Source organism: Seonamhaeicola marinus, assembly GCF_008085455.1.
Window position 1 is genome coordinate 1,222,409 of sequence record NZ_VSDQ01000679.1, and the last position, 24,687, is coordinate 1,247,095.

Here is a 24,687-nt window from a genome sequence, read left to right on the forward strand (position 1 = left end):
TATATATCTAAAATTGTAGATTTTTAAATACTATCACGTTTTTAAAAGCGTTATTTAGCTAATGAAAAAGAAAATTTTACTAGTTTTTTTAGTTGTTGTTACCATCGGTTATGCTCAACAAAAGTCATATGATATAGTTTGGAATGGCATAAAAACGATATCTAGTACTAATTATAAACTTAAAATTCCTTCATTCAATAAGAAGAATTTAGCCTTTAATTTTAATGAAGGCTTGCTATTTACAGATCAATGGGACGAGGTCGGAACTATTAATGAGTCTTCCCTCAGAGTTATAAATGTTCGCTATTCCTCAATGTCTCAAAATGAATTACTGGATTTAGATACAAATCTTGTTTCTCAAGAGCTAAAATTTAGCCTTAGAAATTCAACTGCAAGGGGAAAACAATCTGTGTTTTTTCAATTATCTCCAATTATTAAAGATGCAAATGGTAATCTAAAAAAGGTAGTCTCTTTTACAATTTCTTATTCCAAAGGAAATCAAGCAAGGGTTTCATCAAAAACTGGGTTTAAAACATCTAAGGTTATTAGTAACTCAGTGCTCAGTTCTGGGCAGTGGTATAAATTTTATGTTGATACCACAGGGGTTTTTAGATTATCAAAAAGCTTTTTAAACAGATTAGGTGTAGATGTAAATAACGTAGATCCAAGAACCATTAAGCTCTATGGTAATGGTGGAAGAATGATACCGTTTGCAAATGCAGAACCTTACCCTTTTGATGTGATGGAAAACGCTATTAAATTTGTTGGAGAGCAAGACGGTGTTTTTAATAATGAAGATTACATCTTGTTTTACGCTCAAGGTCCAAGGGAATTTAGTCAAGAAAGTAACACTAACATTAATTGTTATACAGATAAGACGTATTACTATTTAAACGTAAGTTCTGGATTTGGAAAACGCATTTCAAATTTTAACCAGCCAGAAGGGGCAGTAGACTTAGCTATTAACACGTATCACGATTATCAGTTTTATGAAAAAGATGAACAAAATATAGCATTTCTTGGAAGACGATGGTTTGGGGATAAGTTTGATATTGAAGCAAATAAAATATTTGTTTTTGATATTCCAGACTTAGTAACCACACAGCCAATTTTTTTAAAGGTATATGTAGCTTCAACTTCTAGTACTGCCACTACAATGGAGGTAAATGTTAATACGGTAAATGTTGCATCATTAAATTTAGGTGCTTCATCTGGTTCCTTTTTAGCACGGGAAAATAGTTTTGTTGGAAATGTAAATGTTAATTCGGATAAGATAGAAGTAGGACTGAATTATAATAATTTGGGAAACCCTAGTGCAGTTGGATATCTAGATTATATTTCAATTGAAGCAGAAAGAGCTTTAAAATTTTATGGAAAACAATTTCAATTCAAAAACAACAATGTTGTAGTTTCTTCTGGAATTGGGCAATATACGATTTCTGATGCCTCTGGTATTTCCGAAATATGGGATGTAACAGACATATATAATGTGTCTAACTTTGTAAATGAAACGTCTGATTCTAATTTAAGTTTTACTGCAGATTTAGGTAGCCTGAAACAATATGTGGCTGTTGCACCTAACGATTATTTTGATCCTAAACTGGACTCAGAAACAACAATAGCTAACCAGAACATAAAAGGCACCATTTTTCAAAATGCTAATGGGAATTTTCAAGATATAGATTACTTAATCATATCTCCTGCTAATATGTTAACACAAGCTGATCGTTTAGCAGAAATAAACAGAAAACAATATGGTTTAAATGTAAAAGTATTAGAGCTTAATCAAATTTACAATGAATTTAGCACTGGAAACCAAGATGTTGCAGCCATAAGGAATTTGGTGAAGTATGTTTATGACAACGCTAGCACTCCTGAAAATAGAATAAAATATCTCTGTTTGTTTGGAGATAGTTCTTTTGACTATAAAGACCGTATTCAAAATAATACCAATATAGTACCTTCTTGGCATTCTTATAGCAGTTTTAATTTAACGGGTTCTTTCGTTTCCGATGATTTTTACGGAATGATGGATGCTAATGAAGGCTCTATGTTTCCTAGTGAAAGATTAGATATAGCTGTTGGTAGAATTATTGCCGATACCCCTCAGAGAGCTAAGGAAATGGTAGATAAAATTGCGTCATACTATGTAAAAGAATCTTTTGGGAGTTGGAGAAATAACTTTGTGCTAGTTTCAGATGATGTAGATCAAGATTGGGAAGGCGTTTTACAGGAAACAACCGATGATATAGGGGATTTGGTTACCCAAGAAAAACCGTTCATTAATTCCCTAAAAATTCATAGTGATGCTTTTCAGCAAGAAACGTCTGCAGGAGGAGAAAGGTATCCAGATGTAACGAGTGAGTTCGTAAATGCAATTGATAATGGCGCTCTTGTGGTGAATTATTTTGGACATGGTGGAGAGAATGGATTGGCAGAGGAACGTATATTTCAAAAAACCGACATAGAGGCCTTAAGAAACTTTTGTAAGTTAAGTTGCTTTGTTACTGTTACTTGTGAATATACAAAATTCGATAACCCATTTATTCAAACCGCAGGCGAATTTACCTATTGGAATAAAGATGCTGGAGCTATTGGTTTAATTACTACAACAAGACAGATTTTTGTGAATTTTGCTATAGATTTCAATAACATACTAAGCGAATATTTGTTTTCTTATAGTGATAGCGATAATTTTTCGGATAACGAATATCCGTCTATGGCAGAAGCCCTTAGATTGGCAAAAAATGATAATTCAATTTCTAGTAATAGTCAAAGGAGGTTAATTTTCTTTATAGGAGACCCTGCTATGAAATTAGCTTTTCCAAAACCAAATATTAGGCTTACTAGTGTTAATGACGTACCAATTAGTCAACCTACAGATACGCTTCAAGCATTGGGTAGAGTTAAATTAGCAGGAGAGGTTATTGATCCTTCTGGAAATTTGCTAACCAATTATAGTGGAACATTGTCTGCTACAATTTACGACAAACCCATTAATAGACAGACCTTAGCAAATGATGGTACCGTAAATAATGGACAAGTGGTAAGGTTAGATTTTACAACATTAGGAGAAACCATTTTTAGAGGGCAGGCTTCTATAACAAACGGTCAGTTTGAATTTGATTTTGTTGTTCCTAAAGATATAGGTGTACCAGTTGGGTTTGGTAGAATTAGTTTTTATGCTAACAATGAGGAGTTGTTGGAAGATCAAGCAGGAGCCAGTATAAATCAAATAAGAATAGGAGGAATAAATGAAAATGCGGAAGAAGACAATATTGGGCCAGTGATAAGTTTATTTATGAATGATGAAAATTTTGTGTCTGGAGGTATAACCAACGAATCGCCTACTTTACTCGCAAAGTTGGAGGATATAAATGGTATTAACACAGCAAGCGGTATTGGGCATGATATTGTAGCAATAATTGATGGAGATGAAACAAATCCTTTTGTTTTAAATGATTATTATCAAACAGAAATAGATGACTTTCAAAAAGGAGTGGTAAGTTTTCCGTTTAGAGATTTGGAACCAGGTCTGCATACATTAACACTTAAAGCTTGGGATGTCTATAACAACTCTTCAACCGCAGAATTGCAATTTGTGGTATTCGATGAAAATCAGGAGTTGGTAATAGATAATGTGCTAAACTATCCGAATCCTTTTGTAAATTACACTGAATTTTGGTTCAATCACAATAGTTCAGAACCTTTAGACGTTTCAATACAGATCTTCACTGTGTCTGGTAAGTTGGTAAGAACAATTAATGGACAAACAAGTGGAGGGCTAAAATCTACAAGTTCATTGTCTAGAGATATGGTTTGGGATGGAAGAGATGATTTTGGTGCTAAAATAGGAAAAGGCGTGTATGTATATAAGTTAACAGTACGCTCAAATCAACTAAATAAAAAGGTAGAAAAGATAGAGAAACTTGTAATACTCTAATAAAGAATTATATTTGTTAAACAAAAACTTACTTATGAGGAATCGAATATTGCTTTTAGTGGCATTTTCATTTGTGTTGAAATTGACTGCTCAAGAAACCGTGATTTTGCCCAATCAAGATAATAGAGTTATAACTACAGGGGTTCCATTTTTATTAATTGCACCAGACGCTAGAGCCGCTTCTATGGGAGATATGGGAGTTGCTACATCTGTAGATGCATTCTCGCAACAATGGAATTCTTCTAAGTATGCATTTTCGGAGACAAAATCTGGAATTGGCGTAAGTTATACACCGTATTTAAGCAAATTAGTAAATGATATTTTCTTAGGAAATGTAACGTATTTTAATCGTATAGATGAGCGTAGTGCTTTTGCTGCTAGCTTAAAATACTTTTCATTAGGTGATATAGAATTTGTAGCCGATGAGTTTTCGGAAGCCTTAATTCAAAGACCAAATGAATTAACAATAGATGCATCATACGCTTTACGTTTAACAGACCAGTTTGCAATGTCTGTTGCCATGCGTTACTTAAGATCAGATTTAAGATTAGATGGTGTAGATGGAGATTCTTCTCCTGCTAGTACCTTTGGAGTAGATATTTCGGGGTATTATCAAAGTGAAGAAGAAGCTTATGCCGATTTTAATGGGCGTTGGAGAGCTGGTTTTGCTATTCAGAATATAGGTCCTAAATTTAAATATGATGATGCTGGTCAAGAAAACTTTCAACCAACAAACTTACGTTTAGGAGCTGGATTTGACTTTATTTTTGATGATTATAACAAAGTCTCTGTTACTGCAGAAGTAGCAAAGTTATTAGTTCCAACACCACCTATTTATGGTTATGTTGATACAGATGGAAACGGTGAGCAAAATAATAATCCAGATTCTGCTGGTTATGAGCCAACAATAATTGTTGAAGGTAAGGATCCAGATGTAGGCTTTTTAGCTGGTATGTTTCAGTCATTTGGAGATGCACCCGATGGTTTTAGTGAAGAAATGAAGGAATTTACATGGGCTTTAGGAGTAGAATATTTATACCAAGACTCATTTGCATTTAGAGCAGGTTATTTCAATGAAAGTGAAGACAAAGGTGCCAGAAAGTTTTTAGCCCTGGGAGCTGGTTTTAAAGCAAGTATTGTAAATATAGACTTATCATATTTGTTTTCTGCTTCAAAAATTCAGAGTCCTTTAGAAAATACGCTTCGCTTTTCTTTAACCTTTAATATTGGAGAAGGAGCATATCAAGAGTATTAGAATAAAATAGATTCAATTATTATAAAAACTATTGCCAAAAGCAATAGTTTTTTTGTCTAAAGTAATTGCTATGAAAGAAATTAAAATAGAATCGACACTATATGTCTATGACGACATAACTGATTTACCAGAGGATGTTTCTGCCTTAATGCTTAAAGCAGCAGAAGCAAGGAAAAAAGCCTATGCCCCATATTCTAATTTTTTAGTAGGAGCCGCATTATTACTAGATAATGGAGAAGTAATTACCGGAAGTAATCAGGAAAATGCAGCGTACCCTTCTGGAATGTGTGCAGAAAGAACCGCTATATATTATGCCAATGCTAAATATCCTGATGCAAAAATGTTAAAAATGGCGCTAACTGCTGGATCTGCAACCAAATTAACTACAGAGCCTATTCCGCCATGTGGAGCCTGTAGGCAAGCTATTGCCGAATATGAAATTATGCAAGAAGCTCCAATTGAAATTTATTTTATGGGAGAAAAAGGTAAAGTAGTGAAATCTAATTCTTTGGCAGATTTATTGCCACTAATGTTCGATAAATCTTTTTTGTAATTAGGTTAAATTCATAAAAATGAGTCTTTAAAAAAGCCCTAAATTTTAAATACTATATAAAACGTATTAAAAAATTAGTAAATAACCAAAATAGTTGGTTTTGAGCCTGATTTTTGACATTTTTTAGTACTTTCCTGAAATTACGTTTTTGCAATAAAACGCAAAGTATTACTTTTGTAATCCGCTTATTTAAAACGTAACATAAGTCGATGCAAAAGATCACTAAAGAAACATACCTAAATTGGTATGAAAATATGCTGTTCTGGAGAAAGTTTGAAGACAAGCTAGCAGCAGTTTATATTCAGCAAAAAGTTAGAGGATTCCTTCATTTATATAACGGTCAAGAAGCTATATTAGCTGGGGCGTTGCATGCAATGGATCTAACAAAAGACAAAATGATAACTGCCTATAGAAATCACGTACAGCCAATTGGTATGGGTGAAGATCCAAGACGTGTGATGGCAGAGTTATATGGTAAAGCTACTGGTACCTCTAAAGGTATGGGAGGTTCAATGCACATTTTCTCTAAAGAACACCGTTTTTATGGTGGACACGGTATTGTTGGAGGGCAAATTCCTTTAGGTGCAGGTATTGCATTTGGAGATAAATACCACGGAAGTGATGCAGTAACGCTTTGTTGTTTTGGTGATGGTGCCGCAAGACAAGGTTCTTTACATGAAACATTTAACCTAGCAATGCTTTGGAATTTACCAGTTGTTTTTGTTTGTGAAAACAACGGTTATGCCATGGGTACTTCTGTTGAGCGTACTGCTAATCATGATGATATTTGGAAATTAGGATTAGGTTATGAAATGCCATCTGCACCAGTAGATGGAATGAATCCTGTTAAAGTTGCCGAAGCTTTTGATGAAGCAATTCAAAGAGCTAGAAAAGGTGGCGGACCAACATTCTTAGAGTTAAAGACGTACCGTTATAGAGGACACTCTATGAGTGATGCTCAGCACTATAGAACAAAAGACGAAGTAGAAGAATACAAAAAAATAGATCCTATTACTCAGGTTAAAGATGTAATCTTAGAAAAGAAATATGCAACTGAGGATGAGATTAAAGAGATAGATAAACGCGTTAAAGCTAAGGTTTCAGAATGTGAGCAATTCGCAGAGGAATCTCCATATCCTGAAACACAACAACTTTACGATATGGTTTATGAGCAAGAGGACTATCCATTTATTCAACACAAAATATAAAGTATGGCAATAGTAGTAAACATGCCGCGTTTAAGCGATACCATGGAAGAAGGTACCGTTGCGAGTTGGTTAAAAAAAGTTGGAGATAAGATTGAAGAAGGTGACATTTTAGCTGAAATTGAAACAGATAAAGCTACAATGGAATTTGAATCGTTCAATGAAGGTACATTGTTACACATTGGAGTTCAAGAAGGAGAAACCACTAAGGTTGATGAACTATTAGCCATTATTGGTGAAGAAGGTGAAGATATTTCAGCTTTATTAAGTGGTGGTGCCCCTGCAGCAGCAGAAGAGGTTAAAGAAACTCCAGCTGTTGAAGCATCTGCACCAGCAGAAGAAAAGCAAGAAGCTGCTCCTGCACAAGAACTACCTGAAGGTGTGGTTGTGGTTACAATGCCACGTTTAAGTGATACCATGGAGGAAGGGACTGTGGCACTTTGGATTAAGAAAATAGGTGATGCTGTTGAGGAAGGCGATATTTTAGCTGAAATTGAAACAGATAAAGCTACAATGGAGTTTGAATCTTTTCAATCGGGAACATTACTTTACATTGGATTAGAAGAAGGAGAATCTGCAAAAGTAGATGACCTTTTAGCAATAATTGGTCCTGCAGGAACTGATGTTTCTGGAGTAGCTGCTAATTTTAAAGTGGCTGCACCTGCTGAAGCACCAAAAGCTGAGGCGCCAAAAGTTGAAGCATCAAAAGCACCAGCACCTAAGGTAGAGGCTAAAAAGGAATCTAAGCCTAAAAAGCCTGTAAAATCTGGTGAACGCGTGTTTGTTTCGCCTTTAGCTAAGAAAATGGCTGAAGAGAGAGGAATAAACCTTAATCATATTACAGGTACCGGAGAAAACGGACGTATTGTTAAGTTTGATATAGAGAATTTTGTTCCAGGTTCTGGAGCAGGTGCTGTTGGTAAATATGTGCCAACAGGACAAGAAGATTTTGAAGATGTACCTAACTCTCAAATGCGTAAGGCTATCGCAAGATCTTTAACTAAATCTAAATTCTCTGCACCTCACTATTATTTAGCAGTTGAATTTGATATGGATAACGCTATTGCATTCCGTAAACAATTTAACTCTATTCCTGATACTAAAATATCATTTAATGATATGGTAGTTAAGGCATGTGCGTTAGCATTAAAAGAGCATCCTCAGGTAAACTCTCAGTGGTTTGATGATAAAATGCGCTTAAATAATCATGTTCATATTGGTGTTGCTGTTGCCGTTCCTGACGGATTAGTAGTTCCTGTTGTACGTTTTGCTAATGAGCAATCTTTACCACAAATTGGAGCTGAGGTTAAAGAATTAGCAGGTAAAGCTAGAAACAAAAAATTAACACCAGATGAAATGTCTGGAAGTACATTTACAGTGTCTAACTTAGGTATGTTCGGTATAGATTATTTTACATCTATTATCAATCAACCAAACTCTGCAATTTTGTCTGTTGGAGCAATAGTACAAAAACCAGTTGTTAAAGATGGACAAATAGTTGTAGGTAATACAATGAAATTAACATTAGCTTGTGATCATAGAACTGTAGATGGTGCAACTGGTGCTCAATTCCTTCAAACTTTAAAAGGATATATAGAGAATCCAGTTACAATGTTAGTATAAATAGTTCTGAATGTTATTCAGAGCCTTGTAATAATATATAATATGAAACCTGTTCTTATTGGAACAGGTTTTTTTATCTTTAGTCTTCAAAGTGTCTAATTATGTATAAACTATATTTTATTGGTGTTTTAGCCTTGTTTACAACTTGCAAATCATCAAAATCTATTTCATCTTCCGAAGGAGAAGAACTCACAAGTGTCTCAGTTAAAAAACTTGCCGAATTAGATCAAGTACGTACAAGTTTAGAATTTCTTGCTTCAGACGAATTAAAAGGAAGAGAAACAGGGTCCGAAGGCATTGAAAAAGCGGCAATCTTCATAGAGAACTATTTTAAGAAATATAATGTAAAACCTTATTTTAAAACTTATAGAGATAGCTTTTACCTTAATGATATTGTTGGGTACAACGTTGTTGGTTTTATTGAAGGTAGTGATCTTGAATTAAAAAAAGAATTTGTAATTCTTGGTGCGCACTATGATCATATTGGTTCAGCTTTAGAAATGGACGGAGATTCTATCGCAAATGGGGCTAATGATGACGCTTCGGGAACAGTTGCTGTAATGGAATGGGCGAAATATTTTTCTAATTCTAAATCAAATAAACGGAGTATACTTTTCACGTTGTACGATGCTGAAGAAAAGGGGTTAAAAGGTTCTGAACACTTGGCTAAAGCATTAAAAAATAAAGGTCTTGATCTTTATACAATGATTAATTTTGAAATGATAGGTGTGCCAAGAGCCAATGGAAAAACTTTATCGTATATAACAGGGTATAATATGTCTAACATGGCTGGTAAGTTGAATGCATATGCAGAATCTAAGGTAGTTGGTTTTTTTCCGCAGGCAAAAAGGTATGGATTGTTTAAGAGATCGGATAATTATCCTTTTTATGAACAGTTCGGTATCCCAGCCCATGCTATTTCAACGTTCGACTTTACAAATTATGACTATTACCATCATGTTGATGATGAGGCAGATAAAATGGATTATCAACATATGACAAACTTTATAAATACTATGATTCCTGCTTTAGAAGGCATGGTAAATTCACCATCAAAAGAAATTAAAATAACTGATGAGTAAAAATATTATTATCACTGGTACAAGCAGAGGTATTGGTTTTGAGCTAGTAAAGCTATTTTCAAAAGCTGGACATAGAGTCTTAGCATTGTCTAGAAATGAACAACCAATTTTTGAACTAGGCTTGCCTAATGTTACAACTTTTCCATTTGATTTAAGTAATCCGTTAGATTATAAAAGAGTAGAAACCTTCTTAGATTTAAAATTTAAAAAGGTAGATATTTTAATTAATAATGCAGGGATGCTATTAAATAAACCTTTTGAAGAAACCACTATTGCCGATTTTGAACAAGTTTATAAAACCAATGTTTTTGGTGTTTCTGAAATGATTAGAAAGTGTTTACCATTTATGAATAATAAAAGTCATGTAGTAACAATAAGTTCTATGGGCGGTGTACAAGGCAGCATGAAGTTTCCTGGGTTAGCAGCTTACAGTTCAAGTAAAGGGGCTGTGGTTACTTTAACCGAATTGCTTGCTGAGGAATATAAAGTAAACGGTCCAAGCTTTAATGTTTTAGCCTTAGGCGCTGTACAAACTGAAATGTTAGAAGAGGCTTTTCCTGGGTATCAAGCGCCTATTACAGCATTAGAAATGGCGGAATATATTTTTGATTTTTCGTTAACTGGAAATAAGTACTACAACGGTAAGATGCTTCAAGTTTCAAATTCTACCCCTTAATTATGAGTAAATACAAGTGTGTTATTTTCGATTGCGATGGCGTCTTAATAGATAGTGAATCTATAGCTATTGGTGTTTTAGTACGTATGGCCAATGAATTAGGCGCTACGTTTGATTTCAAAGAATCGCTAATTGCCTTAAAAGGAAAATCTCTAAATTCTTGTATGGAACTGATTTCTAATGAAATTGGCAAGCCATTACCAGAAGATTTTGAAAAGGATTATAGAGCCAATACTTTCGAAACATTTAAAAAGGAAATTCAACCTATTAAGGGAATAAAAGAAGTCTTAGCACATATCAAATTGCCATTCTGTGTAGCTTCTAGTGGACCAGAGAATAAAATAAGGCTTAATTTAGAAGTTACCGAATTACTGCCTTATTTCGGAGATAATATCTTTAGTTGTTATGCTATTCAAAAGTGGAAGCCAGAACCAGATGTGTTTTTATGGGCAGCAGAAACTATGGGCTTTAAGCCAGAGGAATGTTTGGTAATAGAAGACAGTGTTTCTGGAGTAAAGGCGGCTAAAGCAGGAGGTTTTGATGTGTTTGGCTATACCGAACACGATTATAAAAATGAGTTGGAAGCTCTGGCAACCAAAACCTTTAATAGTATGGATGAGCTTTTTTCCATTATGTAAAATTTTAAAATTTATTTTGTTTTTAACTTTTTGATTTTCATTAAATTGAAAAGTATTTATTCGGGGAATTAAAATAATTTTTTCTCTCGGGCAACCATTTGCATAAAAGTTGCGTCTGTATTTATAGAAAGCAAAATGAAACTTTTGAAAGTTATACAACTTCATAAAAATGAACGGGCTTTAATTAAAAAAGCCTTAAAAAACAATCGTGAAGCGCAACACGTTTTGTTTGAGTTGCATGCTCCAAAAATGTTAAGCGTTTGCAGGTATTATGTTAAAGATTTGCAACAAGCCGAAGAGGTGATGCTTAACGGATTTTTCAAAGTGTTTTCCAATTTAAATAGTTTTAAATCTGAAGGAAGTTTTGAAGGGTGGATAAGACGTATTATGGTTAGAGAATCCATTTCGTATCTGAGACAACAAAAAAAAGTTGAATTTAGTGTAGAGGATTTTCATGGTACTAATGAAACCGTTAATAATATTAACTCCGAAATAGAAGTTGCTCAAATTCAGCAGTATATAGACTCGCTTCCTGAAGGCTATAAAATGGTATTTAATATGTATGCTATTGAAGGGTACAAGCATCATGAGATTGCTAATATGCTTTGTATTACTGAAGGTACATCAAAATCACAGTTGTTTAAAGCACGTAAGATGCTTCAAGAGAAATTAAAAGAATCCAATAAAACAAGAACAAGCTATGGCACCAGTTAAATTTGATAGTAAGGTAAAGGAACAGCTTGAAAAAAGAACCATTCAGCCATCTAGTGCAGCCTGGAATAAATTGGCCGAACGATTAGATGCAGAAGAACAAAAGGGAAAAACAATATCTTACTGGTGGTTGGGAATTGCTGCTAGTGTAATAGGGATACTATTGGTTGCTTTTCAATATTTCAATGGAACTTCTGAAGAGATTGTTCCAGAAGTAGTTGACAACCCAATAAAAACGGAAAATGTTGAAGTGCAGCAGGAATTGTTAGAGGTAACTCCAGAGGAGAAACATGTAATTGTGAAGACCACTAAAGAAAAGATTAAAGCACCTATTCTTATGGAAGAAAATCAAGAAATAGACTTAAATCCTACTTCAATTGAACTTGCAGCTAATACTAAAGTTGAAAATACACCAGTGGTAGAGCATTTGGAACCTGTTGATGCTTTAAAGGAGCGAGAGAAGATATTCACTTTTGAAGAGGAAAAAATACAAGAGGTTGTTGCAAAAGTTAATAACCTGAAAGAACAAAACAAAAAAGTAACAGAAGCCGAAATTGAAGCGCTTTTAAAACAGGCGCAACAAGAAATAGCTTTTAAGAAACTTTATGACGAAAGTACTGGAATTGTAGATGCTAATGCTTTGCTTCAAGACGTTGAAGAGGAATTAGATCAGTCTTTTAGAAATAGAGTGTTTGAAGCGCTTAAAAAAAGTTACGGTACGGTTAAAACTGCAGTTGCTACCCGTAACGAATAAAAAAAATCATTAATCATTAATTAATGCCCATATGGGCACGAACAGTTATGCGAACTATTACTAATTATTTGGCACTACTAGTGCTGTGTGTAAGTGTGCAACTAATCAATGCACAAGACACTATTCCGAAAATTAATAACAAGGACAAAATAGAAGCTCTTAAAGAGGCTATTGAGAAGATTAAACAGGAAGAACGAGATTTCTTAAAAACCGAGGTTGAAGCCATTAATTTAAGGTTAGAAAATGAGGAAATTTCTAATGAGAAAGCTGAAGCTCTAAAAAAAGAAGCTGCGAAAAAGAGAGCCTTGAATATTGAAAATAGAATAGCTATTGTAAATAGTAAAATAGCCTTACTAGCAAGAAACGAGGAAGGGTATGATATAGAAACAACAGATCATTACGAAGAGGGGATTACTATAAAAACCGAGGACGGCGAAATAATTAGGTTTAAAACTAGTAAAAAGAACAAGCCTAAAAAATATGATAGAAGAACCACAAGTGATTTCGTTTTAGCTTTTGGTTTAAATAATGCACTTATAGACGGGCAAGGATTAGACGATACACCATATAAAATTGGTGGGTCACGTTTTTTAGAGCTAGGTTGGGCTTGGAAAACGCGTATTTTTAAGGAATCTAACTTTGTACGTTTTAAATATGGGTATTCCTTTCAAATTAATGGCTTAAAACCAGATGATAACATGTATTTTGTAAAGGAAGGAAATCAAACTACGTTACAAGAATTCCCAGAGAATCTAGATAAGTCTAAATTATCTATTACCAATCTTGTGTTTCCAATGCATTTAGAATTTGGACCTTCAAAAAAGATTGAAAGAGATACCTATTTTAGATATTCTACACATAATAAGTTTAAAATTGGCGTAGGGGGATATGCAGGCTTTAATATTGGTACGCGCCAAAAGTTAAAATATAGATTAGATGGTGAACGTATTAAGGATAAGCAAAAAAGAGGTTTAAATACAACTAATTTTGTTTATGGTATTAGCAGCTATATTGCTTTTGGAGATATGGCATTGTATGTTAAATATGACTTGTCTCCAATATTCAAAGACCAGTTGGTAGATCAGAATAACATATCACTAGGTGTACGCTTTGATATGGATTAAGTTAATAGCTTGAGTTAGTCATAAAAGCTTCCTGTAAAGGAAGCTTTTTATTTTATAATATGGTATATCCCAAAATTAATGAGATTCCTGTATACTCAGAGTTTCTTGGAGGGTTGAAAATTGAGTGCGAGTTATCTAGTCGGAATTCCACACTGTATTTGTTATTGTATTTGTAACCCAGGCCAATTGCAGTATATGAGTTGTTTTCTATTTTTACTTCACTACTTGAAATAGTATCCGATGTTCCAATGGTCTCTTCTGTAAGTTTTGAGTTTCCTGCTAAATCTAGAACATAAAAGACATTGATAAAAAGTTTAGATTTATCATTTAAAAACATGTAATGTCTTCCACCTAAGCCCACTTCTATTGATGAATAATCTATACTACTTTTTTTATCTAAGCTTGAAGTAGGAGAGGGTTCTATAAGATCACCTTTAAACGAATTTCCAAAATTTAGCTCTCCAACAAATGCCCATTTATTTCTGTTAAAAGCAAATACAGATTCAAATTCTACGCCTAATTCAAAATTTGTAGTGCTCCCAAAGTCATAAAACCTTCCATTGTTAATATTAGTGACTTCAAGTGAGGTATTACTAATTCTTGGTTTAATATTTATAAAGAATCTCTTTGCCTTACTTTTAACCAGATTGTTTGTAGTTTTAACAGGTCTATTACAATTATTATACTTTAAAAATATTTGGGTGAGAGCTTCTTCATCGTATCTCAAATACTTTAGGTCATTCATTTTTATCGAATTACATTTTAAAGTATTCCATATCTGTACTCTAAAATGGTTATTGTAGCTAACTTTATCTTCTGAGGTTAGATAGCTTTTATATACTAATTGCTCAATGGGTAAATCAGTTTTGCTGAAGAAGAACCTAACTAAACCACTCTCTTCATAAGTATATAAACTAGCCTTACCAGTTACTAAAGCTTTTAAAAATAGTTGTTCTTTGTTAAATTTTGGTGCCTTTTGCCTACTTAAATATTCAATTTCATCAGAAGATCTATCTATATTTATTTCTGCTCTTATATATTTTGAGAAGTCATATATTCCAAACTCTTTTACTGATTCTATATCAGCAATTTTTATATCTCCTTTTAAGGAAAGCCTATATTTAAATGTTGTTGGATTATTTTTCCAATCAATGTTTTTAATAAGGCATTCGGTTTTTATATTATCGTTGCTAATAAAATAACCTTTTTCAAAATTAATTTGAGAATATCCGCACTGGAATACTGCAAGGACAACTATAAAAGGAAGTAGTTTCTTCATGTATATATGATTTTTTTTTCGAGGTAAATGTATGTTGTTTTTCTTTATAATGAAAGATATTTCTTTCTATTGTAAATAATGTTTTGGGCGATATTAAAAAATTCCAGGAATACCAGGTAGTTGACCAACAAGGGCTAAGGAAACTACGCAAACGATAAACATTATTCCAGGAATAATAAGTTTTTCTTTTAAAGATAATCCTTTGGCTCTATCTCTATCTCCAATTAAACCAAGGTTGTCTAGCAACATAGTAAGTGCCCAACCAAACACAGGGTTTACAAATGCACAAGCAAATATGCACGTGCCCGCGCTTAAAGAATCGTTATGTTCTTTAATCATTTGCATTCCAGCCTCAAGTAGAGGTAAAAACACCCCGACAATAAGTGCTACTCTTAATACAGGTTCCCACATGGCTAAGTCCATTGGATAACCAAAAATAGCAGCTAAGACGCATAATAAAGCTGTTAATATGGCACCACCTGGAATAGGTCTTTTGGCAATTGCTGCCGGAATCATATATGTTCCCCAAGAAGATGCAATGTTTCCACCGCCTAAAAAGGTACCCACAACTTGCCGAATAGATGCAACCGTCATAGTATCATCTACATCCATGAGAACTTTTTTAGCTTTTTTAGGGTAGTTTAATTCTTGAAAAACTCTGTGTCCCAAATAGTCTGGAGACCACATAGCTACGGCTAAAATTGCGAATGGTATTACTGCAACAAAGTGCCCAAAATCAGGCCAGCCAAGTTGCCATCCCGTATTTTCTCCCCACCACCAAAATGGATTCATATGGGGTAGCCCTGGTTTAGTTGAAAATTGAAAGTCTACACCCATAGAAAATGCAATTAACCCTGCGATAGCAGAACATAATGGAATTGCTAACCATCTTTTTTTAATTCTGGCTAAGTAAGCATAAATGATAATCGTTACACCAATAACTACAAAAGAAACTGTGCTGGCATTTACATTACTAGCCCAAGACTCCAGCTTTGAAATTTGACCAATTAAACCAACGGCGCCGAGATATATTAATAAACCACCACGCACCCCAACACCAGTTAAGGCCATGAGTTTGGATCCTCCTTTGGTAATGCTTAGGGTTAATCCAAAAACACCAATTAAAATACCTAAAGCTAGAGGGTGACCTCCTGCTGCTGCAATTATGGGTATTAATGGAATCATAGGGCCATGAGTACCTGCTAAATTGGCTCTTGGATTTAGAATTGCTGAGAAGATGATTACAAAAATTCCTCCTGCAATTAATAGCTCGTAACGTACATTTTTAGCAACAAACTCGGCAGACAGTCCAAATTGTGCTGCAAAAGCTGCTACCATTGCTGTAACCATAACAACTTTGCCTATGGTTGCTGCTAAAGCAGGAACCCAATCTTCTAATTCTATGTGGAAATCTCTAAAAGGCAAATGAACTTTCCATCTTTTAAAGTTCATTATTGATAATTCGTGTTCTAAATAGTCTTCTCTGTTTTTAAATTCGCTGGACTTTTTGCGCTTTTCTTTATAAGAGTTATTATCGGTTGTTGCCATTTTTCTTTATTAATCTGTATCGATTTTAAGCAAAACTATGGCGCATAAGCTGTTACTAAAATGAGAAAAGTCAGCTTTTATTTAGAAATGAACTTAAAGCTAATAAGCGAAAACATAGAGATAGTGCTATGTTCTTAGTGATTACGGATGTATTACTCCGTTTTTTAGTCTATAGCAATTGGAGTAAAAACTTATAATATGATTATTTTATTTCGTATTGTACTGTAAAATGCCCTTCATTATTGTTTACATCTTTATCATTAATGGCTAAATATAATCTACCAGTTTTATTAGCGGTAATGGTTTGTTTACTACCTACAAAAAACCAAGTACCATTTTTTCCGATTTTTCCCATTAAAACCCCATGTCTAAACCTACTTGTTTTATTATAACTGGTAAAACCATTTATGCCGTCTGGAGAACTGTAACCTGCAAACCCTCCAACTTTTATCCTGTTAGAAGCTTTAATACTAATAGTTTGTCCTTGTTTAAGACTAATGTCCGTAACATTACTAAAAGATGTTACCTTTAATGTTCTATAATCAATTCTTTCGGCCATTAAAGGCCAATTCGCAAATGAATTCCTTTGGGCTTGGGCAACCAAGCTTCCTTTGTCATCTAGTTTTAAGCTATATAGTGTTCTACCGCTTTGGGCATAAAAATCTTTACTTTCTGGCTCTTTATCCGGTGTCATTGAGGTGGCCATAATATTTCTGTAATTTGAAGTCAATTCAAGAGCATATAATTTGTAAATATCTTTTGAAGCATTTGGAATAATTAGTTTGGTATACGTGAAGTCTTCTCCATCAACAGATGTCATTCCAGAACATTTAATTTGAAATCCTTTACTGTTTTCAAAAGTTTCGTTATCCCCAGAAATAGCATTAGTTCTCTTGCGCATAAACCTTTTATCTTCAACTAGTTTAATGAATTTTTCGGCGTCGCTTACATAGTAGGTTTTGCCAGAATTTATTAGAGTTAAATAAGACTGAAGAATATAATGCAACTCTTCATATGTTGGTAAATTAGATTCATTTTTAATTCTGAGGTCACTACGTAACTTACTTACCAAAGCTTTATTGGTTTTAATTAAAGCATCATTTTCTCTTTTTTTTCTGAGCCTTTCCTCCTCGCGCTCCTTTATTATTTTTTCAATGGCTTTTTTTCGAAGATTTATGTAGTTGGTAAGTGATGTTATTGCACTATTTTGGTTGGTATTGGAGGTATATTGCGTTAATAGGCTTGAAAGCGCTTTGGGAGAATATATGGTTTTCGCCTTTTTAGTAATGAACTCAGATTTGCTTGATGTATACGTTGTTTTCTTTTGTGTGTACAAGTCGAAAACAGATTTTACATCAGGTAAATAATTGTATTTTTTGAAAGAGGAGTTTAATTGGGTTAAGACTGAGTTTACTTGCGCAATTGTTTTTGTGTTAAAATCTTCAGAGTTTAAACGTTCTCTTCTTGTTCTTGCTAAACTTGAAATGATGAACTCTTTCCTATCTTTAATTAATGTATTTATCTCAGATTGTACTTGGTATGAAGCACTGTTAAACATTCTGCTATTTTGATTTCTAAAGGACTCTAATTTATAAACAGATTCAAAACTTGCGTTCAGGTGATTTAAAGATTTAGATTTTGCGATTAATGACTTATTAGCAATAATAATTTCATATTCATCTATGATATTGTTAAGGTATTTGGTTTCAGAAGGTAAAAGTTTTCTATACTTTGAACTAACGCCATATTTTATAGCTGAAAGCCTATCATAGTCAAGATTTTCAGACCTTATAAGACTAATAGTTTCCGCAATGTCTTTTCTATTTTGTCTAAGATGTTGTACTTCTTTTACAGCATTGTTGTATGCTCTTGGTTGATTTAAAACACCCCATAAATACCAGTCTAATCTATTTGCCCAGGGATATTTGCCTTTTCGTTTATACCCGTTAATTTTTGCAGCGGCCTTATTTCTTTTTTGCGGACTCATTTCATCAAAAGGTTTATCAAATACTGGAACAAAGAATTTATCAGATAGTAAATGATGCCTAATTAAATTGTATTTGTAGCTGCCAGACCTTAACTTAGATTGAGTTGAGTTCCATGAAATTTCAGGGAATTCCATTTCTACTTTTTTAACCCAATTTTCTAAAACTTCTCTTTTTTGAGAAAATGAAAGGTTGGAGGTTAAAAAGAGGAGAAACAATAGTGAAAATAAACAGTTTTTGGAAAATGACTTACTATTCATAACGGGTTGGTTTTTAGCGGTTAAAGCCAAGATTAAACTAAAGTATACTAATATATGGTTAAAGTCAAGTTTTGCAATTAATAATAATTTCAAAAATCAATTCTTAATAGTACTTTTACATTCTCTTTAATTTTATAGCATATTGATATCCGCTTCATCCATAGACAGAGTTTTTGAGACCGCCAGAGTAGAGGAGGTTATAGGTGATTTTGTTAATCTTAAAAAAGCCGGTAGTAACTTTAAAGGTTTAAGTCCTTTTAGTGATGAACGTACACCAAGTTTTATGGTATCACCAGTTAAACAAATCTGGAAAGATTTCAGTACTGGTAAAGGAGGCAATGTTGTGGCGTTTTTAATGGAGCATGAACACTTTACTTATCCAGAGGCCATAAAATACCTTGCAAAAAAGTATAATATAGAAATTGAAGAAACCGAACAAACCAATGAGCAGAAGGAGGCTGCAAATGAAAGGGAAAGTTTGTATTTGGTAAGTGAATTTGCCAAAGACTACTTTCAGCGCATTTTAAATAAAACAGATCAAGGAAAATCTATTGGATTAAGCTATTTTAAAGAAAGAGGTTTTACAGATGAAACCATTAAAAAGTTTGATTTAGGATATTCCTTAGACGAATGGGAAGCCTTTACAAGTGAAGCTTTGAAGAAAGGATATCAGTTGGAGTTTTTGGAAAAGACAGGACTTACTATCGTAAAGGAAGAAAAACGCTTTGATAGATTTAAGGGACGCGTAATGTTCCCTATTAAAAGTATGAGTGGTCGTGTTTTAGGATTTGGTGGGCGTATATTAATCAATGATAAAAAAGCTGCTAAATACCTAAACTCTCCAGAAAGTGATATCTATTATAAAAGCAAAGTCTTGTATGGTATATATAACGCAAAACAAAGTATTGCTAAAGAGGATAACTGTTATTTAGTTGAAGGTTATACAGATGTTATTCAGTTTCATCAAACGGGTATTAAGAATGTGGTGTCTTCGTCTGGAACAGCATTAACATCTGAACAAATTAGGTTAATAAACCGCTTAACAAAAAATATTACAGTACTATTTGATGGAGATGCTGCAGGAATGAGAGCTTCTTTGCGCGGAATTGACCTAATTCTAGAACAAGGGATGAATGTAAAGGTCTGTAGTTTTCCCGAAGGGGAAGACCCAGATAGTTTTGCAAAACAAAACACTTTAGAGGAGCTTCAAGATTATCTCAATGAAAACGCTAAAGATTTTATTCAATTTAAGGCCTCTGTACTGTATGAAGACTCAAAAGGGGATCCAATAAAAAAGGCAGACACCGTTAGAGATATTGTAAATAGTATTTCAAAGATTCCAGATAGAATTAAAAAAGAAATTTACATTCAGGAATGTGCCAGAATAATGGATATTAGCGAAGAGGTGCTCTTTAGTACACTGGCGCAGATTAATAAAAAAGAATCTCAAGACGAAAATAAGCAAGTTAAGCAACAGCAAAAGGCTTTTGAAGTTATAAAACATCAACAAGAACCTGTTAAAAAGGTTGATGTACAATACCTTCTGGAAAGAAAAATTATTGAAATTTTGTTGTTATACGGCAATGAAACCGAAGATTTTGAAGATTTAATTTTAAAAGAAAACGATAAGGGAGATTTAGAACTAGAACCAGTGATACAACAAGCCCGTGTTTTTGAAAAGATATTTTTAGATCTTCAAGATGATGAAATGCAATTTTCTAATGAGCAATTTAAAACACTCTACTACACAATTATAGACAGGTTAAATCAAAATGAAGATTTTGATTTAAAAGTGTTTATTAATTCGGTGGATCTTGATACATCAAATGCCATTACGACCATTTTAATGGAAGATGAAAAACATGCTTTAGCAGATTGGAATAGAGTAGAAATTTTCCCTAAACTAAAGAAAGATAGTGTAGCTCAGTTAACTAGTGAAACAATTTTAAGCCTGCGTTGTTTTTTGATAGACCAGAAGGTCAAAGAATTTCAACAAGAAACATTACAAAACAAAAATGCTGTAAATAAAGATATTCTTGAGGAAGTTAAAGACTATTCAGGCTTAAAAATGCTCTTATCTAGAAAACTTAACAGAGTTTTATAGTTGGTCTGCTAATTTTGCCTGATTTACTAAATCAACCAAGTTAGTAACTTTTAATTTACGCATTAAACGCGCTTTATAAGTACTAACTGTTTTTTCGTTAATATCTAATTCTTTAGAAATTTCTTTGTTCTTTTTACCTATAGTTAAAAGTTTAAGAACTTCAGCTTCTCTAGTAGAAAGTTTTTTGTAGAACGTACCACTACTTTTACCAACACGGTTTCCAAATGCCAGTTGTTGTGTTAATTCATTGCTTAAATAAATGCCACCATCATGTACTTTTAAAATGGCTTCATTAATTGTAATTACATTAACCGTTTTAGAAATATAGCCGCAAGCACCTGCTTTTATAGCATTTATAGCATAAACTTCTTCTGGTTGTCCACTAAATAAGATAGTTTTAACTTCAGATTGGTCGTTTTTTAAGTGGCGTAAAATGGTTAACCCATTAAGCTTTGGTAAATCCGCTTCAGTTAAAAGAATGTCAACAGGATTCTTTTTAATAAAGTCTAAAACGGCTTCGCCATCATCCACACTACCAACAACTTTAATGTTTGGCGATGCTGAAAATAGTACTTCTAATCCCTTTCTAGTAATAGGGTGGTTGTCTGCTATTAATAATTTTATCATAATTTTGGTTGTTTTATATAATTATTTTTTTGAGAGATAATTATAGTTTGAGAGAATATGCAACGGCTAAAGTAATGATTTCTTATAGATTTTGCAAAAACTACTTTAAATTTATAGGAATATTACACACAGGTATTGGAATCATTTTGTGTTTGTTAGAAGAATTAAATCGTTTGTAAATTTTGAATACGGTAAGATTTCTACCTTCAAAATCCGCTTCGGTTTTGCCCTCATCGTCCATTTTCATTGCCCATTCCAATTCAGGGTAAGAGGCCCCAATTTGGTCTTCATCACTTCGTGCATCTCCGAATAAACCATCACTTGGAGCTGCTTTCATAATAGATTCTGGAACTTGTAAAAACTCACCAAGAGCATAAACCTCAGACTTAACTAGGTCTGCAATTGGGCTTAAATCTACACCGCCATCACCATATTTTGTGAAGAAGCCAACACCAAAATCTTCAACTTTATTTCCGGTACCAGCAACAAGTAGCTTTTTAAGACCAGCGTAGTAGTATAAAGTGGTCATTCTAAGTCTTGCTCGCGTATTGGCTAAAGCCATATCTACAGTAGCTTGTTCGCCTTCTAGAGAAACTTCAGTTTTAAACTCATCAAAAACAGGAGTTAAATCGGTACGGGTGTCATTTACGTTAGCAAAACGTTTCTTAAGTTGTGCAATATGCTCTTGAGCTCTTGTAACATGACTTTCTGCTTGGTGTATCGGCATTTCAATAACTAAAACTTCCATTCCGGTTTTAGCGCATAATGTAGATGTAACCGCAGAGTCTATACCTCCAGAAACACCAACAACAAAACCATTTACACCTGCGTTTTTAGCATAATCTTTTAGCCAATTAACAATATGGTCAGCAACTTTTTCTATTTGCATATTAAATGAATTTAATTCTAAGAATAGTACCTTTGTGAACAAAAATAAAGGAATCACTCAATTAATAAAAATTTATGCCGTTTAACTTACCTATGAAAAGCGTTTTATCTGTTTTATTATTTGCAGTTTTGTTGTTCTCTTGTGAAGACACCAACAAAACTGAAGCTGAAATAGCCAAAATTAATATCGATATTGAGGTTGAACGATTTGATAAATACTTTTCTGAAACAAACATTAATGAACTACCTAAATTAAAGAAAGCTTATCCATTTATGTTTTCAGAAAAGTATAAGGATTCTTTCTGGATAGCAAAGGTTTCTGATACATTACAGCAATTATTGTTTAAGGAGGTGGTTACAACCTTTAATGCGTTTGAGGATACGGAAGAAGACATAGAATCTCTGTTTAATCATTTGAAATTTTATTTTCCTGAATTTAATCCACCAAGAGTTATTACCGCAACTAATGACGTAGATTATAGGTTTAAAACCATAGTTACAGATACTATTGCTATAATTGCTTTAGATAATTATTTAGGTCCTAATCATGAGTTTTATAGCAATATACCACGTTATGTTACGTCTAATTTTGAAAGAAATCAAATTGTTGTTGATTTAGCATCGGAGTATGCGAAGAAATACATTCATCAGGCTCAAAACAAGACCTTGCTAGACGAGATGATTTATTTTGGCAAGCAATTGTATTTTAAGGATATTGTAGTGCCGTTTAAAGGTGAAGAAAAGCGAATAGGATACTCCAAAGAGCAATTAGATTGGGCAAAAAGTAATGAAAGTGATATATGGCGCTATTTTGTGGAAAACGAGTTGCTTTTCAGTACGGATTCTAAGTTGCCAGGAAGATTTATAAATCCAGCACCATTTACTAAGTTTTATTTAGAAGGCATTGATGCAGATTCCCCGGGTAGGCTAGGGCAGTTTATTGGTTGGCAAATGGTACGCGCTTATATGGATCAGAATGAGGTATCCCTAAAAAGGATGCTTATAACAAGCCCCGAAGAAATTTTTAATAATACTAAGTATAAACCAAAAAAATAATGGCAAAAACACATACTTCGAAGATTGAATTAAATGTAGAATTAGATGAAAATCGTGTACCAGAAAATTTAACATGGTCTGCTCAAGATGGAGGCATTAAAAATGAAGAAGCTAAGGCTATGATGCTTAGTGTTTGGGATTCTAAAGCTCAAGAATCTTTGCGAATTGATTTGTGGACTAAAGATATGCCTGTAGATGAAATGAAAGTCTTTTTTCATCAAACATTAGTATCTATGAGTGATACATTTAACAGGGCTACGCAAGACGAAAAAATGACTGCAACCATGAAAGATTTTTGTGATTATTTTGCAGAGAAATTAGAGTTAAAGAAATAACTAAAGAGGCTTTTCCATAATAACATATTGAAGCCCTCCCTTTTCAAAGGTTGTATCAGTTTCTTTTAGTCCGAACTTTTTGTAAAAAGCTGATTTATCTGTTCTGGCATTGCACCATATTTTTCTATAACCCTCATTTTTTGCATATGCAAAGCAATAACTTAGTAGCTTAGAACCATATCCTTTGCCTTGATAACTTTGAAGTGTGGCAAATTTTCTAAATTGAAGTTCATTGTCTTTCGAAAAAAGAGATACTATAGAGATTAATGACATATCTAAGTATAGTCCAAAATGAATAGCATTTTCGTCATTTGCTAGTCGTACATAGTTTTTGGGTTTATTTGGCCACATTACTTTATGGCGAATATCCAAAGTGTCTACCGCTTCAATGTTTTTAATTGTTAGCATCTTTAAGGTCTTTTTCTAAATGATCTAGATATAGTATGCCGTTTAAATGATCTATTTCATGTTGGAATATAACCGATGTAAAGCCTTCAACCGATTCGGTTTTGTGTTCCCCATTTCGGGTATCGTACTCAATTTTGATAATTTTGGATCTGCTACTCAAAGTGTCCGTTCTGTTAGGAATTGATAGGCAGCCCTCTCTAACGGTTTGTTTAACCTTTGAATATTCGACTATTTTAGGATTTAAATAAACTTCAAAAGGAAAATTTTCTTTATCAAAACGTTGTACCCAAATAATATTTTTTAAAACACCTACTTGCGGAGCTGCAATACCAACCCCTAAAGACATGCTGTCTCTAACAGTGGCAAAAAGACGGTTTATAAACTTTTGTAGAGTGGCGTTTCTTGGGTCGGGTTTTATATAAGTACTTTTTGACCTCAACAAAATAGAATCACTTTTGTTGGTAATTTTATAAACTCTCATTGGAGTTAGCGAATCTGCCGCCTTAATTAGTTCAAATTCAGATTTAGAGAAACCATGTTTTAAGGCGCTTTTTGATGTAGAACATGCTAAGACTAAAATTAATCCGAAAACTATGAAGAGCGTTTTTCTCATGATATAGTGGTAAGGAAATA

At 33.5% G+C, this 24,687-nt stretch carries 21 protein-coding genes; 14 read left to right on the forward strand and 7 right to left on the reverse strand.

Annotation, left to right across the window (positions count from 1 at the left end):
• Window positions 1–61: 61 nt before the first annotated feature.
• The 11 genes from porU (at window position 62) to FUA24_RS16250 (ending at window position 13,564) form a co-directional block, all read left to right on the forward strand.
• Window positions 62–3,943 (forward strand): type IX secretion system sortase PorU, encoded by a 3,882-nt coding sequence (gene porU / locus FUA24_RS16200; RefSeq protein ID WP_148544089.1) that lies wholly within the window; start codon window positions 62–64, stop codon window positions 3,941–3,943.
• A 34-nt stretch (window positions 3,944–3,977) separates the two neighbouring features.
• The gene (gene porV / locus FUA24_RS16205) at window positions 3,978–5,198 is read left to right on the forward strand and encodes a type IX secretion system outer membrane channel protein PorV (protein ID WP_148544090.1); all 1,221 of its coding nucleotides are present in this window, start codon (window positions 3,978–3,980) and stop codon (window positions 5,196–5,198) included.
• Window positions 5,199–5,268: 70 nt separating this feature from the next.
• Entirely contained in the window at window positions 5,269–5,751 is a 483-nt protein-coding gene (cdd, locus tag FUA24_RS16210; RefSeq protein WP_148544091.1) for a cytidine deaminase, read from the forward strand.
• Between the two features lie 209 nt (window positions 5,752–5,960).
• A complete protein-coding gene (pdhA, locus tag FUA24_RS16215; RefSeq protein ID WP_148544092.1) occupies window positions 5,961–6,959 on the forward strand; it encodes a pyruvate dehydrogenase (acetyl-transferring) E1 component subunit alpha in 999 nt (332 codons plus the stop codon).
• 3 nt (window positions 6,960–6,962) lie between these two features.
• Window positions 6,963–8,579, forward strand: coding sequence for a pyruvate dehydrogenase complex dihydrolipoamide acetyltransferase (locus FUA24_RS16220; protein WP_148544093.1), 1,617 nt, complete (start codon window positions 6,963–6,965; stop codon window positions 8,577–8,579).
• A 101-nt stretch (window positions 8,580–8,680) separates the two neighbouring features.
• On the forward strand, window positions 8,681–9,661 hold the full coding sequence (locus FUA24_RS16225) for a M28 family peptidase (RefSeq protein ID WP_148544094.1): 981 nt from the start codon (window positions 8,681–8,683) through the stop codon (window positions 9,659–9,661).
• Complete coding sequence (locus tag FUA24_RS16230; RefSeq protein WP_148544095.1) at window positions 9,654–10,337, forward strand: SDR family NAD(P)-dependent oxidoreductase; 684 nt, start codon at window positions 9,654–9,656, stop codon at window positions 10,335–10,337. The genes FUA24_RS16225 and FUA24_RS16230 overlap by 8 nt, the downstream gene beginning before the upstream one ends.
• A gap of 2 nt (window positions 10,338–10,339) precedes the next feature.
• Window positions 10,340–10,975, forward strand: a complete 636-nt coding sequence (locus FUA24_RS16235) for an HAD family hydrolase (RefSeq protein WP_148544096.1) — start codon at window positions 10,340–10,342, stop codon at window positions 10,973–10,975.
• A gap of 144 nt (window positions 10,976–11,119) precedes the next feature.
• Window positions 11,120–11,689: an RNA polymerase sigma factor gene (locus FUA24_RS16240; RefSeq protein WP_246147065.1), complete on the forward strand. Its 570-nt coding sequence runs from the start codon at window positions 11,120–11,122 to the stop codon at window positions 11,687–11,689.
• Window positions 11,676–12,440 carry a hypothetical protein gene (locus FUA24_RS16245; RefSeq protein WP_148544098.1) on the forward strand — a complete coding sequence of 255 codons (765 nt, stop codon included), beginning with the start codon at window positions 11,676–11,678 and terminating at the stop codon, window positions 12,438–12,440. The genes FUA24_RS16240 and FUA24_RS16245 overlap by 14 nt, the downstream gene beginning before the upstream one ends.
• Before the next feature lie 47 nt (window positions 12,441–12,487).
• The gene (locus FUA24_RS16250) at window positions 12,488–13,564 is read left to right on the forward strand and encodes a hypothetical protein (RefSeq protein ID WP_148544099.1); all 1,077 of its coding nucleotides are present in this window, start codon (window positions 12,488–12,490) and stop codon (window positions 13,562–13,564) included.
• 52 nt (window positions 13,565–13,616) lie between these two features.
• Here the strand turns inward: FUA24_RS16250 and FUA24_RS16255 are convergent, their stop codons facing one another.
• From FUA24_RS16255 to FUA24_RS16265, 3 genes are all read right to left on the reverse strand, one after another.
• Window positions 13,617–14,843, reverse strand: a complete 1,227-nt coding sequence (locus FUA24_RS16255; RefSeq protein WP_148544100.1) for a porin family protein — start codon at window positions 14,841–14,843, stop codon at window positions 13,617–13,619.
• A gap of 93 nt (window positions 14,844–14,936) precedes the next feature.
• Window positions 14,937–16,391 carry a DUF3360 family protein gene (locus FUA24_RS16260; protein ID WP_148544101.1) on the reverse strand — a complete coding sequence of 485 codons (1,455 nt, stop codon included), beginning with the start codon at window positions 16,389–16,391 and terminating at the stop codon, window positions 14,937–14,939.
• Between the two features lie 202 nt (window positions 16,392–16,593).
• Window positions 16,594–18,636 carry a hypothetical protein gene (locus tag FUA24_RS16265; protein WP_187388305.1) on the reverse strand — a complete coding sequence of 681 codons (2,043 nt, stop codon included), beginning with the start codon at window positions 18,634–18,636 and terminating at the stop codon, window positions 16,594–16,596.
• Window positions 18,637–18,778: 142 nt separating this feature from the next.
• Here FUA24_RS16265 and dnaG point away from each other — a divergent pair, with 142 nt between their 5' ends.
• Window positions 18,779–20,740: a DNA primase gene (gene dnaG, locus FUA24_RS16270; protein WP_148544103.1), complete on the forward strand. Its 1,962-nt coding sequence runs from the start codon at window positions 18,779–18,781 to the stop codon at window positions 20,738–20,740.
• On the opposite strand, the gene FUA24_RS16275 is transcribed toward dnaG, so the two are convergent.
• On the reverse strand, window positions 20,735–21,367 hold the full coding sequence (locus tag FUA24_RS16275; protein ID WP_148544104.1) for a response regulator transcription factor: 633 nt from the start codon (window positions 21,365–21,367) through the stop codon (window positions 20,735–20,737). The genes dnaG and FUA24_RS16275 overlap by 6 nt on opposite strands.
• A 100-nt stretch (window positions 21,368–21,467) precedes the next feature.
• Window positions 21,468–22,256, reverse strand: coding sequence for an NAD(+) synthase (nadE, locus tag FUA24_RS16280; protein ID WP_148544105.1), 789 nt, complete (start codon window positions 22,254–22,256; stop codon window positions 21,468–21,470).
• A gap of 92 nt (window positions 22,257–22,348) precedes the next feature.
• Between nadE and gldB the strand changes: the two genes are divergently transcribed.
• Both gldB and gldC read left to right on the forward strand, forming a co-directional pair.
• On the forward strand, window positions 22,349–23,311 hold the full coding sequence (gene gldB, locus FUA24_RS16285; RefSeq protein WP_148544106.1) for a gliding motility lipoprotein GldB: 963 nt from the start codon (window positions 22,349–22,351) through the stop codon (window positions 23,309–23,311).
• On the forward strand, window positions 23,311–23,646 hold the full coding sequence (gldC, locus tag FUA24_RS16290; protein WP_148544107.1) for a gliding motility protein GldC: 336 nt from the start codon (window positions 23,311–23,313) through the stop codon (window positions 23,644–23,646). The genes gldB and gldC overlap by 1 nt, the downstream gene beginning before the upstream one ends.
• Here gldC and FUA24_RS16295 read toward each other — a convergent pair whose 3' ends face one another.
• Complete coding sequence (locus FUA24_RS16295) at window positions 23,647–24,054, reverse strand: GNAT family N-acetyltransferase (protein WP_246147066.1); 408 nt, start codon at window positions 24,052–24,054, stop codon at window positions 23,647–23,649.
• Window positions 24,041–24,667: a peptide deformylase gene (gene def / locus FUA24_RS16300; protein ID WP_148544108.1), complete on the reverse strand. Its 627-nt coding sequence runs from the start codon at window positions 24,665–24,667 to the stop codon at window positions 24,041–24,043. Before def ends, FUA24_RS16295 begins: the two co-directional genes overlap by 14 nt.
• Window positions 24,668–24,687: the final 20 nt, after the last annotated feature.